The organism is Variovorax palleresanus (assembly GCF_051144945.1).
Taxonomy (GTDB): domain Bacteria; phylum Pseudomonadota; class Gammaproteobacteria; order Burkholderiales; family Burkholderiaceae_C; genus Variovorax; species Variovorax paradoxus_S.
This window is the reverse complement of record NZ_JBJNVP010000002.1, coordinates 1,359,718-1,372,524: the sequence shown is the minus strand read 5'-3', so window position 1 is coordinate 1,372,524 and position 12,807 is coordinate 1,359,718. Positions and strand designations below refer to the sequence as shown.

Below are 12,807 nucleotides of genomic sequence, written 5' to 3'. Positions count from 1 at the left end.
CTACGCAAACCACCCCTATGGACAACACCACTGCACATCGTTCCGACCTCTCGACAGCCGCTGTACTGAGGCTTGCGCTCGCCTACGCGGTGGCCATCAACGGCATGATCCTCACGCCATTCATCGTCTCTGCGGTAACGACGCGTTTCGGCCTGACCGACAGTGCCGCCACGCAGATCGCGGGAATCGAGATATTCGGCATCGCTGTCAGCTGCGCGTTGTTCCCGCGGTGGATTGCCCGGGGAGCTCACACCTTCTCACGACTCGGCCTGATCGGAGCGGTGCTGGCGCAGGCGGCCAGTGCTTTGGCGCCCAACGTGGAAGTGCTTAGCATTGCACGCGGACTGGCCGGCCTGTTCGAGGGCATGCTGTTTGTTGTCGTTGCTGCCAGCGTCGCGCACCGCGCGTCCACCGACCGCTTGTGGGGGCAGATCAACTTGGCCGCCGGCATCCTGGACGGAGCCATCCTGGTGGGCATCTCCTTCTTGCCCGAGGCCGTACTGTCACGATGGATCTTCCTACTGCTGGCTGGCCTGATGGTGGCCGCGGTGCTCGCGCTCAGGCACATTGGAGAGTTCGCCCTCCATCAGCGCCCGGCTCACGCGACCGGGTCCGGTGCTAAGGCACCGTTGAAGCTGGTGCTGGCCGTCTGGATCGTCATCGTTCTGCTCTACGGCATCCAGGCCTCGCAATGGGCGGTCGCTGGCATCGTGGGTGCACGCGTCGGCCTGTCGGGCTCAATGATCGGCATCCTGTTGTCGTTGTCGTCGCTGCTCGGATTCATTGGGGCCGTCGTTCCGTCGCAATCGGCCAGTCGCCCGCATCGCCTGTCGATCATCTGGACCTCGCAGCTCGTGATGGTTGCGTCATTGGTAGCCTTCTTCAGCTCGGCAGGCCCGCTGTGGTATCTCGTGAGTCAGGTCGTGATCAACGCGTCACTGTTCGTCGTGATCCCGTTCCTCACTGGCATGCTTTCCGAGGTCGATACGGACGGTTCCCTCGTGTCCCGAAGCGTCGTGATCACGTTCCTGGGGGCAGGGGGCGGCACGGTGCTGGCAGGCTCCGCGTTCAGCGAACTGGGCGGCATGAAGTTCGCCTATGCCATGTGTGCCGCCGTCATGGCCGCCGCGCCATTTGTCTGGCTAGCACTTCGAAGCGCCACCGCTCATGAGACGGGTGAAGCGTGCCGCCCCCGTCCGCACGAGCTCGACACTCCTGTGGCCCCGCGGTGAGGCGATGGCGTCGATCTGTCCATCCCTCTGTCTTGCGAGCTGTTGAAAGTGGGCTTGCCGATCGTGTCTCAATCATGAGTGAATCGAATGACCGATAACGTCGATGTGGTGGTCATCGGATCGGGTCCGCTCGGTTCCAGCACCGCTTTCTACCTGGCAAGCGAAGGGCGCAATGTTGCGCTCGTGGACAAGGCCGAGATCGGCTCGCAGATGTCATCACGCGCCGCCGGGCTCACTAGGCAGGTTCGCAGTACGGAGATGATGACGGTACTGGGTGGGCGCGCCATCGAGAAGTTCGAACGGTTCACCGAGGAAACCGGCGAGCCGCTGGAGTTCATCCAGGCGGGGAGCCTCACCCTGGCTCGTACGCCTGAGCATGCTTCGCTGATGCGCGGTGCCACAGAGAGAGCCCAATACCTTGGCCTCGACGTCAAGGAAATCTCACCTCAGGAAGCCCGCGCAATGATGCCGCTGCTCGAGACGCAGGGCATCCTCGCGGTCGGCTTTGCGCGCAAGGACATATATACAGAGCCGGCGCAACTGGCGCCGGCCTATGCCCGGGCTGCGGCGCGGCGCGGCGCGATGTTGTTGCCGAACACTGAGGTACATGAGCTCGTCGTGGAGAGCGGCGTCGTCTCTCGCGTAGTGACAGGCCGCGGCGAGATCCGCACCACTGCCGTTGTCGATGCAGCGGGTGGCTGGTTGCGGTTGGTGGCTGGCTTGGCAGGCGCGTGCGTACCGGAAGTAGCCAGGCTGCACCACATGATGATCAGCGTGTCGCTGCCCCAGGCGGTATCACCGCAACCGGTCGTGCACATTCTGGATGCCAACGCCTACGTGCGTTCGGATCAAGGCGGCCTGATGTTTGGCGGCTACGAGGACCTGCCCCGGCAACTTGGGCCGGGAGAGGCGCTGCGCAATCTGAGCGGCGAGCACCTGCAGGCCGACCTCTCTGCAGCGCGTGCACTGGTTGGCCGCATCCACGGCCAGTTCCCTGTCCTGCGCGACATCGCGCTGCGGGAATGCCGCAGCGACCTGACGACCACGACAGTCGACTGCGATCACATTTTCGGCCCGGCACCGAGTGTGAAGGGCTTGTACGTGCTCGGCGGACGCGATATCGATGGATTCTCGATCTCACCTGTGCTGGGCGAGTTGCTAGCCCATTGGATCGTGACTGGGCAGGCACCGATGGACCTCTCGAGCATGAACCCTGCCCGCTTCGCCGCCAACTTGTGCGACACCGAGATGATCAAGCAAACCGGCCGTCTCTATGCCAACTACTACGCCGCCTGATCGCGGCTTCAACACACGATGAAACCAAAGGTAATGCCATGACCCGCAAACTCGAAACGATCCTTGAGAACCTCGCCTTCGGCGAGAGCCCGCGCTGGCATGACGGTGCACTCTATTTCTCTGACATCCATGCAAACGAAGTGGCACGGCTGATGCCAGACGGTCGTCGCGAGACGATCGCGACGTTCCCCGGCCCGGTGTCAGGCATTGGATGGCTGCCCGACGGCCGCATGCTCGTCGTCTCGATGGAAGACAAGAGAGTGCTGCGGTGCGAAGGGGACGGAAACTTCGTGGTGCACGCCGATCTGTCTGCCATTGCCACAGGCCTCGCAAACGACATGCTCGTCCGTGAGGACGGCGTGGCGTTCGTCGGCAACTTTGGCTTCTCGCTATATCCGCCCGAGGATCCCTGCCCGGCGGTGTTGGCGCGCGTCGATCCGGACGGGACCGTGCACATCGCCGAAGAAGAGACGTACTTTCCTAACGGCATGGTGATTACCGCCGACGGCAAGACCCTCATCGTCGGAGAGAGCGGAGCAGCCTGCCTCACCGCGTTCGACCTCGCGGCGGATGGGACCTTGTCCAACCGGCGCGAATGGGCTGAACTGCCCAGCGGCGCGGTACCGGATGGCATCTGCCTCGACGCGGAGGGCCTTATCTGGGCCGCATCGCCGTACACGTCCGAAGTGCTGCGCATGCGTGAGGGCGGCGAGGTGGTCGAACGCATTCCTACCGGGCAGTTGGCCGCTGCCTGCATGCTCGGCGGCGAAGACCGCAAGACGCTCTACATCTGCACCGCAGACAGCACCGATCCGGCAGTGTGCCGCAGCAACCGCACGGCGCGCATCCTGGCGACGCGTGTGGAAGTGCCTGGCGCAGGCCAGGCTTGAGCGCCGTCGTCCAACTCCCCACATCAGTTCACTTGTACTGAAAGATCGAAGCATGAAAGTCAAAAAGCCGAGGATTTTTTTGGTGACCGGCGCAGCTAGCGGCATTGGTGCTGCCTTCGCAAGGTTGGCCATCGAGCAGGGTCACCAAGTGATGCTGGCCGACATCAACCTGCGCGGGGCCAAGGCGATGGCGGCACCGTTGGGTGACCGCGCTTGCTCTGTCGCGCTGGACATCCGCTCTCCGCAGGCTTGGGAGCAGGCGCTGGACGCCACCGAGCAGCGCTTTGGTCCCCTCGACGTGTTGGTGAACAACGCAGCCATCGTGCACACAGGCAATGCGCGCGACGTGTCGATTGAATTGCACCAGCACACCATGGACACCAATTTCATGGGTCCAGTGACAGGCATGCTGGCCACGATGCGACGCTTCCGTGAGCAGGGCCACGGTCACATGGTCACTGTGTGCAGCATGACGGCGTTCCTCCCGTTCCCCGGCATCGCGAGCTACGGGGCGTCGAAGCATGCGCTGCGTGCATTCCATCACGCCCTCGCCCTCGAAGAGCGCCGCGGACCCATCGACTTCACTATCGTTCACCCCACGTCAACACAAACGCCGATGCTGGAGCAGGAGAAGAACGACGACGCGACCGCACTAGCGTTTGCGAGCGAACCAGTCACACCGGAGTTCGTTGCCGAGACCATCATGCGTGCCGTCAAGCGCAAGGCGCTCGAGGTCTTCATGCCGCCGGAGCAGGCTCGTGCGGTGCGCTTGCTCGGTACTGACGCCAAGAAGCTGCGCGGCCTGATCGACCAGATGGAGATGATCGGCCGCGATGCTCAGTTGGCGGCGCGTCAAGCGACCTCGGCTTGAGGCGATGCTGAGAGGCCCCTGACGCATCGGCGCCGGGGCCTTCTGACGTGAACGTGAGTGGCGCGATCCGTACGGATGCGCCCACGTTCTGTTCAGGTGGCTGTGCGCTGGATGACGGGTAGCCACTGCAGCGCAGCCGTTGGATCGCCTTGGATCTTGATCTTGCCCTGCATGAATGCGACCGGAGCTTTCAACTTGCCGGCCACCAGGCCTTCGAAGTCCTTGCGGGAGATTGTGATGGTGGTGTCCGCCTGTACGTCATCATTCGTCACGGACGAGCCGTTGACCACGACGACGCCGGTGTCCTTCAGGTTGATCCTGAGGCTCTTGTCGGGCGTGGGGCCAGCCGCAATGGCTGACCTGAACTTCGATGTCACTTCTTCGAGGTATTTCATGATGATGATTTGATGAAAGATGATTGTGGTTGGTAGCGGGAGCTGGATCGTGTGGTCAAGTGTTGTAGGTCGGGTCGGTGCGTTCGAGGCGGCGCAGCAGTGCCGGCCAAACAAAGCCGCCCCCCATGCCGCCGGTCTGCACGCGCGACGCATGAGCCACGCCAGCGATGATCTTCGGGTCCACTGTGATGAGTTCTCCACCGGCCTGCGCGGACAACTGGATTTGGCAAGTGATTTCGAACACATACATAGCGAGAAAGGCGTCCGCAATGGTGGCCCCCACTGTGAGCAGGCCGTGATTGCGCAGCATAAGGAAGCTACCCCCACCGAGGTCATCCTGCAGGCGGGGCTTCTCTTCGTCGTGCAGGGCCACGCCCTCATAGTCGTGATAGCCGAGCGCAGCAAGGACGAACGTCGACTGCTGCGAGACGGGAAGAACTCCGCCACGCTGGGCGCTGACGGCCACGCCTGCGCGCGTATGCGTATGCAAGACACATTGGACGTCTTCGCGCACCGAATGAATCGCGCTGTGGATCACGAAACCGGCGCGATTGACCGGGAAGGGCGACTCGCGGACCTTGTTGCCTTCCTGGTCCACGAGGACGAGCGACGAAGCGGTGACTTCGTCGAACAACAAGCCATAAGGGTTGATCAGGAAGTGATGCTCTGGCCCTGGGAGGCGCGCGCTGATGTGCGTAAAGACGAGATCGGACCAGCCATAGTGAGCGACCAATCGGTAGCAAGCCGCCAGATCGCAGCGCAGCTGCCATTCCTCGGTGCTCACAGTCTCTTTAAGCGATGGGATGTTCATTGGAATTTCCTGCAGTCATGGAATAGACATACACGGTACAGGCGCGGTCGATGCAACACAGTCAAGAAATCGACAATTCACGGGCTTTCGCTGCCTTTGACAACAAGGTGGGAGTGGGGATGCTGACCGACCCGGCTCTGATGAAGCAGATGGCGGGCAACCGTTGGTTCAGTTCGCTGCCCATCGAGGATCGCAACGAACTGCTGCAGGCTGGGCAGGTACTGCGTCTGCGGCCGGGAGAGATCCTATGCCGGCGCGGCGATCCACCGCGTGCCTTCTACGGAGTGATGGGAGGGACGCTTAAGGTCTCGACCCTGTGCGAGGACGGGCGGGAAGCGGTTCTCTCATTCCTCGACGCCGGAAACTGGTTCGGCGAGGCGTCGCTGCTCGATGGCTCCCGACGATCCCACGACGTCATGGCAGTGGACTCTTCGCTGGTATTGACAGTGCCATCCATCGCGTTCGCAGGCCTGATGCAGCATGCCGCCTTCTCCACAGCCATCGCGTTGTTGCTGGCCGGACGCGTGCACCGACTCTACAGCGCGGTCGAGGATGCGATGCTGAGATCTATGCGTGCACAGGTCGCTCGCCGGCTGTTGCACTTGGCGCAGGGCGATGTCTCATCGATAGCCCCGACGCAGGCGCGGTCAGCCGTGCAGGTATCTCATGAAACGCTCGCTGCAATGCTCGGTATCACGAGGCAGACCGTGGCCAAAGAGCTTCGGTGGCTCGCGGCAACTGGTTCGATCCACCAGCAATACGGCCGCATCGAGATCACATCCATTGCGAAGCTGCGGGAGACGGCTGGTGCGAGTTGACCTGTGGTCAGCATTTGCTTCACGCCCGCAAGAACACCGGTGTAACTGCTTCGGAACCATGTGGAAAGTCGCCGCGCCAAGCGCAGTTTTGCCTCTCAGCACAGATCTACTCACTCAGCGCCTCCTGGCGCCGCTGGGCCTACCCGATGCAAGCCTTGAAGCGGCACGCCGAATCGGTCAGCAGCCTGCGAACGAGTGCATTGCCGGTCTCGCCAATGCTGCAGTGCGTGACATGATCGTTCCCGGAGCATTCCAATGACGCCAAGCCAGGTAGCCCATGGCCTTGCGCGGCTTTTATCACTGCTAGCCGAATCGCCGGCCTCTGCATCAAAACTGACCACAGCACATTGGGACTGATCAATCGCTGTGACTCGTGCTGAGCGCATGCCCCCTTAATGTCAGGAACGTCGCCCGAGGGCGACTTCGAATTCTCCTGTGTTCCGCGTCGTTCAAGGTTCGCGCTTGCGACGCTCGCGATCTACTCACGCGAGGACCGGTTGGCACTGCATCGATTCAAAGCCGACGAGAGCTACCTGGTCGGTGAGGGTAAGAAGGCACTGGCGGCATACCTTGGCATCGACGATATCCTGCGCGTGGCGCGCGCCGCCAAGGTAGATGCCATCCACCCAGGGTATGGCTTCCTGTCCGAGAACCCCGAGTTCGCGCAAGCCGTGATTGACGCCGACATCCACTGGGTCGGCCCCAGCCCCGAGGTGATACGCACCCTGGGCAACAAGGTGGCTGCGCGCAACGCCGCAGTGGCGGCCGGGGTGCCAGTGATGCCCGCCACCGAACCGCTACTGCTACATCGCGGAATGCAAGAGCCTTGCGGACGAAGTCGGCTACCCGGTAATGCTCAGGGCCAGTTGGGGCGGCGGCGGCCGCGGCATGCGAGCCATTCACCACGAGAGCGAGCTTGAAGACGCATTGGCTGCCGCCCGCCGCGAAGCACTAGCGGCCTTCGGCAACGACGAGGTGTACTTCGAGAAGCTGGTGCAGCGAGCACGCCACGTCGAATTGCAGATCCTCGGCGACACGCATGGCAACATCGTGCACCTGTTCGAGCGCGACTGCACCGTCCAGATCCGTCGCATGTCTTGTTTCAAGGGGGCCTTCGATGACTTTCATCCCGTTTGTTGATACACCGGCCAGTGATCCTGGATCTTGCCGCCGCGTAGCGTGACGAGGTCGCCGAACTGCAGCAGTACGCCCTCGACAATAACCGGACGCAGAAACACTTGGTCGTCCACCTTCAGGCCCACCGCCGACGAGCCGGTGACGTTCTCCTGGTTCGCGCTGTGTCCCAGGATGCCGTTGAACTGCAGCCCCTTCGGCGACTCGTATTTGGCCAGCCAGTAGCCGCCATAGACATAGAAGGTCTCGCGCTGGTTCACGTCCCACCACGAGAAGATTTTCGACTTGCCGTCGAGTGCCGGGATCATCACCGGCCCCCCGGCCTTGATGACTGGCGTGGCGATGAAGGCGGCCGGCACATGCGCGGCCAGCGTGTCGATATCGTAGTGTGTGGGCTTGAGCAGGGCCGTGCCGGTGCTGACTTCGGTGCTCAGCTTCTCAGTCTCGTGAAGCTTGTAGCTTGGGCTGCCGCCAGTGTTGAGCGTGAGACCGTCGTTCCACAGCGACGGGTAATACCTGCGCACATGGTCGACAAAGCCCTGGTAGATCGCCATCGCCTTGGCCAGCAGTTCCTGGGGCGAGCCCAACTGCTTCGGCACACCGAAACCCACGTGCGCGTCGTAGCCCATGAAGCCCGAGAACTCCAGTTGCTGCGGGTTGGCCACGACGAGGTCGAGCATGCGGCCCAGCGTGGCGTTGTCGGCGATGCCACCGCGGTGCAGGCCCACGTCGATCTCGATGTTGATGCGCATCTTCGTGCCCAACCCCTTGGCGAGCGAGAGGTACTGCCGCAGCCGTTCGGGCGTGTCGAGCAGCCACTGCAGCTGCCGCGACGGATCGAAGGGGCCCGTGTGCTGCCTGTAAAACAGGGCCGCCGATGCCACGGGCAACGGCTTGCCCATGAGAATGTCGAAGCTCGGAAAAATCTGCGCATCGATGTTCAGAAAGGGCTGGTGAAACGACATCAGCCGCTTCGTGCCCGAGCGCTTCGCGACGTAGTCGATCAGCGCGTGCGAAGGCAGCGACTTCTCGACGATGCGGTAGTGCTTGCCGCCTTGCCTGAGGCTGCGCATCACAAGGTCGAGGTTGCGGTCCATGCGATCGAGGTCGACGACCATGCAGGGGCGCATCGGGCCGTTCTTCTTCAACTCTTCGTTGAGCGCGCCGAAGTAGTCGTCATACGGCGCTCCGTTGTCGCCGGGGCGCAGTGCGAAGGCCCCCACGGCGGCCACACCCAGGGTGCCCAGCACGATCTTTCGGCGGCTCATGCATTCACTCCGAACAGTTGACGCAGATAGGGGTTGAGCATGCGCCCATCGGGATCGAGTTGCGCACGCAGCGCCAGGAAATCGTTCCAATTCGGGTATAGCGCGGCCAGTTGCGCGGGGCCGAGGTCGTGCAGCTTGCCCCAGTGCGGGCGACCCTGGTACCTGCGGAAGATTGGACCGATTTCCGACAGCAGGTAGTCGTAGGGCTCGCCTTGGGCCGCATGCACTCCGATCGAGCAGCTGTCGCGCCGGTGGAAGGGGCTCAGCCATGCGTCGTCGGCCTGTACGAAGCGGAATTCGAGCGGAAAAAACACGTCGTTGCGCCGTTCCAGCGCGGCGATCACCTCGCGCACACAGGCGAGCCCATCGGCCTGGGGCACATGGCATTCGGTCTCGTTGAACTTGGTGGCTCGCTGGGTCGAGAGCAGCTTCCACGAGCGGTTCTTTGCCTCCTCGGTCTGGTCGGCGTCGATTAGCTTGGCGGCCACCCAGCGGCGCAGCTGCGGAAACCAGCCGAGCCAGTCGCGCAGGCGGCGCAGATCGCGCAGCATGTCCTCGTCGGCCGAAGGCGACTGCACGGTGTCGGTGCCGGCATACAAATCGTTGACGATGCCGGCGGCATAGCCGGTGTGGGGCAGGTAGTAGAACTCGAAGTTGCGGTGCTTCTGCGCCAGCGCGGGCGCTTCATCCAGCATCGTCTGCAGCGGTCGCAGGAACACCCGGCGATGCAGATTGAAGGCCGGCACCACGCGCACCGTGGCCTGCGTGATGACGCCCAGGCTGCCGAGCGACACGCGTGCGGCGGCAAGCAGTTCGGGGTTGCGCTGCCCGCTGCATTCGAGCACCTCGCCGTTGGGCGTCATGAGCCGCAGCGCGAGGACGTCGGCGTGCAGTGCGGGAAGCGTCTTGCCGGTGCCGTGCGTGGCGGTTGCGATGGCGCCCGCGAAAGACTGCGTGTCGATGTCCGGCAGGTTGCGCAGACCGAAGCCCTGTGTGTCGAGCTGGCGCGACAGCAGCGCCAGGCGTGCGCCAGCCTGCAGCGTCACGGTCTGCGCCTGCACGTCGACGGTCGCGATCTCAGACATGCGGTCGAGCGAAACCAGTGTGGCGCCGGTGGGCACCAGTGCGGTGAACGAATGGCCGGCGCCGACGCAGCGCACTCCGGCCGAGCCGGCCTTGCGCAGCACCTCGGCCAGTTCAGCCTCGTCGCTCGGGGTTTCGAAGGCCTTGGGCGTGCAGCGCTGGATGCCGGACCAGTTCGTCCAGCCTACCTTTGGCGTCGGCATCGGGGGCTCGGTTGTCGTTGCCGCGGCTGCTGTCTCGGCCGCCCGGGCTTCAACGCCCCGGCCGGCCAGCGCGGTGGCCACCGCGATGCCGGCGCCGGCTTTCAGCACCGTGCGGCGGCTTCCTCGATCTCGTCGGGACACGGGATTCATGGCAGTGCCTCCTTTCCCTGGCTCATGAATACGATCAGCGCGCGCATATGGGCCTCATCGCAATCCGCGCACAGTCCCCGGGGCGGCATGGCATTGAAGCCTTCCATTGCATGCTTCACCAGCAGGTCTATGCCCTTGTCCAAGCGGGGCTTCCATTGCGCGACGGCACCGGTCAGCGGCGCCTTCGCGTCGATGGACGTGTGGCAGGCCATGCACGATCGCTCGTAGCGCGCACGCAGATCGGCCGACGCGGGTCGCAGCGATTCCGCCTGCCGGATGTCCAGCGCAGAGAGTGCAGGTACGGGTCCCTCGCCGCAGGCCGAGACCGCCAGCAGCATGGCCAGCAGAGCGACGCGCGGTCTGGTACTTCGGCGTCGCGGCCATGCCGCGGAAAACATCCAACGGATCGTCATTCGTGTCTCCTCTTGTGCTTCGTTGCTGGGGCCGTTGAGCGCATCCGCCCAGCTTCTGCTGGGCAGCGGCGGCATCGACCTGCGGATCGTTGTAGCCCAGCAGGTTCAGGCGCGAAGGCGCACATGAAATCGATGTACTCGTTGCCGTCGACGTCCCAGATGCGGCAACCCTTGCCGCGCTGGAAAAACTGCGGGAATTCGTGTGGCAGCGGCCCGGTCGGCATGCGGCTATACATGCCACCCGGGATCAAGCGCTGCGCGCGCTTCTGCAGGGCGTTGTTGCGCGGGTTGTTCCAAACCATCCGGACTCCTTTTTCCATGCTGAAGTTGATCGTTCCTGCGCCGAATTTTTGAGGGCCTGGCTTCTTAAATGCGATATTTATCGTGTTCCATGGAAATCGTAGCCAGCAAGGCGCGTTTTCGCATTAGGGAAATCGATTAATATCTACTATTGATGCTGATGCACATCGCACGGGTGTTGAGCCCAATGCGCCGGAATTTGGTGTGTTGGATTCCGCCGATCTCTGACCCTAGGGGGTCACTTCCAGATGGAAATCAACAGACACAACCCCGGCCTGACCGCCAACGACATCGTGGCGAAGTTGTCCGGCACGGTCGCGGCGCTCAAGCTGCCTGCCGGCTATCGCATCGAACTGGGCGGCGAAATCGAGGACGCCGAGCAGGCCAATCAGGCCGCTGCTGCAGTACTTTCCGCACGCGCTGGGAGCGATCCTGCTGCTGTTCATCTGGCAGTTCAACTCATTTCGCAAGCTGTTCATCGTGATGGCCAGCGTGCCATTCGTGCTGATCGGCGCGGCGCTGGCGCTCTTGCTCACGGGCTACCCATTCGGCTTCATGGCCACATTCGGCCTTCTTGCGCTGGCCGGGATCATCGTCAACAACGCGGTGCTGCTGGAGCGCATCGAAGTAGAGTTGCATAAGAGCCTGGAGCGCAGGGAGGCCGTCGTCGCCGCGGCTGTGAAGCGCCTGCGGCCGATCGTGATGACCAAGCTGACCTGCATCGTCGGCTTGGTGCCGCTGATGCTGTTCGGCGGGCCATTGTGGACGGGCATAGCGATCACGATGATCGGCGGCCTGGCGGTCGGCACCCTAGTCACGCTTGGGCTGATTCCAGTGCTCTATGACCTGCTGTTCGCCTCGCGTGCGGGCGCTCGGAGTTGTCGGTTGGCTGATGAGCGGGCGCGGGCCGAATGAAAATCGGTCAATCAATGCCCACGCCATTCTTCAGATGGCTGCACGACAAGGGCGGCCTCTATGCGGGGTCGCTGACATTGGTTGCGGCCTGGCTTTTTCTCTGATTCGGGCCGTAGCCCAGCTCTATCCGCCTCCCCACGAATAGGACCCTAGGAGCGCCACTTCAACGAGGATCAACTGCCCGCTTCGCCGCGCGCAACTCGATTACTTCCGGCAAAAAGGTACGGCAGTAGGCGATGGCAGCCAGTGCTGCTTCAGCTTCAAACTCCGCAGTGATGGTGCGGTGCTTGGCATAGGACAACCTCATGACTGCATCCAGCAGTGTCAACATCACCAAAAACTTCTGCTCGATACCTGTGATGACCGGCATGTGGAAGAACTGGTCGTAGAACGAAACAAAGCGCTGAGCGAGCATCTCGTTGAAGCCAACCTCGGAAGACGCCATTTCGTGGTTCGCGTGGCTGCCCAGGAACAGCTTCTGCATCGTCGGATGGTGGTTGAATATCTTTACTGTTGACGACAAGCGCTGTCTCAAAAGCTCCTGCCACGTCGGGCTGCTGCCCGGCTCGACATAGAGGCTCACGTCGGCAACCTTTTGGTGATACCGCTCAGCCAGGGCAATGAGAACGGCCTGAGGGGACGGGAAGAAATGGTAGACCGATGCGGGAGGCGCGCCAGCTTCCTGTGCGATCTGGTAAAGCCCCACTTCATCCAGTTCGTGCGTCGCCAACAGCGTGTCTGCAGCGTCAAGCAGTTTGTTGAACCTCGCGATGCCGCGCTCTTGCTTGGGGCGCTTCGGTGCGCTGAGCGTGCCTCGCGCGGCACTCACATTGGTTTTTGTCGAATCCTTGATTTTCATGGCCTCTGACCTTAGAGCAGCGGGTCACCTTGACGCCAACGCTGCGGCGCTACATGCACGGCAACACATCTTCCCGCTCTCAACGAGCCATCCGCGCTACCCCGATAAATATACAAATTATGCAGCTGATGCGGATGCAGCTCTTGCGCACCGATCTGCGGCACCGTTT

The 12,807-nt window shown here is 62.6% G+C and carries 14 protein-coding genes and 1 pseudogene; 7 read left to right on the top strand and 8 right to left on the bottom strand.

Translation table 11 applies throughout. The annotated features are described in order from the left end of the window. Positions 1-17 precede the first annotated feature (17 nt). The 4 genes from ACJ7Z0_RS10205 (at position 18) to ACJ7Z0_RS10190 (ending at position 4,289) form a co-directional block, all read left to right on the top strand. Positions 18-1,232, top strand: a complete 1,215-nt coding sequence (locus ACJ7Z0_RS10205; protein WP_434789771.1) for an MFS transporter — start codon at positions 18-20, stop codon at positions 1,230-1,232. 87 nt (positions 1,233-1,319) lie between these two features. Continuing rightward, on the top strand, positions 1,320-2,528 hold the full coding sequence (locus ACJ7Z0_RS10200; RefSeq protein WP_434789770.1) for an NAD(P)/FAD-dependent oxidoreductase: 1,209 nt from the start codon (positions 1,320-1,322) through the stop codon (positions 2,526-2,528). 38 nt (positions 2,529-2,566) lie between these two features. Beyond that, positions 2,567-3,418, top strand: coding sequence for an SMP-30/gluconolactonase/LRE family protein (locus ACJ7Z0_RS10195; protein WP_434789769.1), 852 nt, complete (start codon positions 2,567-2,569; stop codon positions 3,416-3,418). Between the two features lie 52 nt (positions 3,419-3,470). Continuing rightward, a complete protein-coding gene (locus tag ACJ7Z0_RS10190) occupies positions 3,471-4,289 on the top strand; it encodes an SDR family oxidoreductase (RefSeq protein ID WP_434789768.1) in 819 nt (272 codons plus the stop codon). Between the two features lie 92 nt (positions 4,290-4,381). On the opposite strand, the gene ACJ7Z0_RS10185 is transcribed toward ACJ7Z0_RS10190, so the two are convergent. Then, the gene (locus ACJ7Z0_RS10185; protein ID WP_434789767.1) at positions 4,382-4,684 is read right to left on the bottom strand and encodes an SCP2 sterol-binding domain-containing protein; all 303 of its coding nucleotides are present in this window, start codon (positions 4,682-4,684) and stop codon (positions 4,382-4,384) included. A gap of 55 nt (positions 4,685-4,739) precedes the next feature. Continuing rightward, complete coding sequence (locus ACJ7Z0_RS10180) at positions 4,740-5,495, bottom strand: class II aldolase/adducin family protein (RefSeq protein WP_434789766.1); 756 nt, start codon at positions 5,493-5,495, stop codon at positions 4,740-4,742. 50 nt (positions 5,496-5,545) lie between these two features. On the opposite strand from ACJ7Z0_RS10180, the gene ACJ7Z0_RS10175 reads away from it, so the two are divergent. Both ACJ7Z0_RS10175 and ACJ7Z0_RS10170 read left to right on the top strand, forming a co-directional pair. Beyond that, positions 5,546-6,313: a Crp/Fnr family transcriptional regulator gene (locus ACJ7Z0_RS10175; protein WP_434789765.1), complete on the top strand. Its 768-nt coding sequence runs from the start codon at positions 5,546-5,548 to the stop codon at positions 6,311-6,313. Positions 6,314-6,708: 395 nt separating this feature from the next. Continuing rightward, positions 6,709-7,426 (top strand): annotated as a pseudogene (locus ACJ7Z0_RS10170) (ATP-binding protein); the annotation flags it as partial. A gap of 11 nt (positions 7,427-7,437) precedes the next feature. Here the strand turns inward: ACJ7Z0_RS10170 and ACJ7Z0_RS10165 are convergent. The 5 genes from ACJ7Z0_RS10165 to ACJ7Z0_RS10145 form a co-directional block, all read right to left on the bottom strand. After that, positions 7,438-8,715: a DSD1 family PLP-dependent enzyme gene (locus ACJ7Z0_RS10165; protein ID WP_434789764.1), complete on the bottom strand. Its 1,278-nt coding sequence runs from the start codon at positions 8,713-8,715 to the stop codon at positions 7,438-7,440. Next, positions 8,712-10,151 carry a D-arabinono-1,4-lactone oxidase gene (locus tag ACJ7Z0_RS10160; protein WP_434789763.1) on the bottom strand — a complete coding sequence of 480 codons (1,440 nt, stop codon included), beginning with the start codon at positions 10,149-10,151 and terminating at the stop codon, positions 8,712-8,714. Before ACJ7Z0_RS10160 ends, ACJ7Z0_RS10165 begins: the two co-directional genes overlap by 4 nt. Continuing rightward, positions 10,148-10,564 (bottom strand): c-type cytochrome, encoded by a 417-nt coding sequence (locus ACJ7Z0_RS10155; RefSeq protein ID WP_434789762.1) that lies wholly within the window; start codon positions 10,562-10,564, stop codon positions 10,148-10,150. Before ACJ7Z0_RS10155 ends, ACJ7Z0_RS10160 begins: the two co-directional genes overlap by 4 nt. After that, on the bottom strand, positions 10,561-10,884 hold the full coding sequence (locus ACJ7Z0_RS10150; protein ID WP_434789761.1) for a hypothetical protein: 324 nt from the start codon (positions 10,882-10,884) through the stop codon (positions 10,561-10,563). The genes ACJ7Z0_RS10155 and ACJ7Z0_RS10150 overlap by 4 nt, the downstream gene beginning before the upstream one ends. 210 nt (positions 10,885-11,094) lie before the next feature. Further along, positions 11,095-11,343, bottom strand: coding sequence for a hypothetical protein (locus ACJ7Z0_RS10145; protein ID WP_434789760.1), 249 nt, complete (start codon positions 11,341-11,343; stop codon positions 11,095-11,097). Between ACJ7Z0_RS10145 and ACJ7Z0_RS10140 the strand changes: the two genes are divergently transcribed. Next, a complete protein-coding gene (locus ACJ7Z0_RS10140) occupies positions 11,252-11,779 on the top strand; it encodes an efflux RND transporter permease subunit (protein WP_434792641.1) in 528 nt (175 codons plus the stop codon). The two genes, ACJ7Z0_RS10145 and ACJ7Z0_RS10140, sit on opposite strands and share 92 nt — an antisense overlap. Positions 11,780-11,942: 163 nt before the next feature. Here the strand turns inward: ACJ7Z0_RS10140 and ACJ7Z0_RS10135 are convergent, their stop codons facing one another. After that, positions 11,943-12,638, bottom strand: coding sequence for a TetR/AcrR family transcriptional regulator (locus tag ACJ7Z0_RS10135; protein ID WP_434789759.1), 696 nt, complete (start codon positions 12,636-12,638; stop codon positions 11,943-11,945). Between the last annotated feature and the right edge of the window lie 169 nt (positions 12,639-12,807).